The 360-nt window shown below is 44.4% G+C and carries 1 pseudogene; it reads right to left on the reverse strand.

Annotation, left to right across the window (positions count from 1 at the left end):
• Positions 1 to 340 (reverse strand): annotated as a pseudogene (locus LKX83_RS32100) (CRISPR-associated helicase/endonuclease Cas3); the annotation flags it as partial.
• Positions 341 to 360: the final 20 nt, after the last annotated feature.

The raw sequence follows: 360 nt of genomic DNA on the forward strand, positions 1-360 counted from the left end.
AAAAACCTTTTTCCTTTCCGATCCACAGTAAGGCGGCTTCCGTTTTTCCCATGCCTGTTTGTGCGACAGCCAGGACATGATGGTACTGATTCGATTCGGTAAATACTTGTAGTTTACGTTTGGGCTGTTTTATCTTTTCAGAAAAGAACCGATTCACATATTCATCGACATGCAAGTGCGAAGCAAGTTCAACAGCTACATGTGCGTAAGCGGAATGATCGAGGCGATGAAGCAGCCCTTTTATCATAACGTAGCGAAAAAACAGGGCATCATCTGATAATACAATCCTTTTTTCCAACCAATCGATGGCCTTACTGCGAGGACGCTCAGTAAGCTCCACACCTGCGTGCCTGTTGATAT

The sequence above is a fragment of the Cohnella baijiui genome, assembly GCF_020731285.1.
Classification (GTDB): domain Bacteria; phylum Bacillota; class Bacilli; order Paenibacillales; family Paenibacillaceae; genus Cohnella.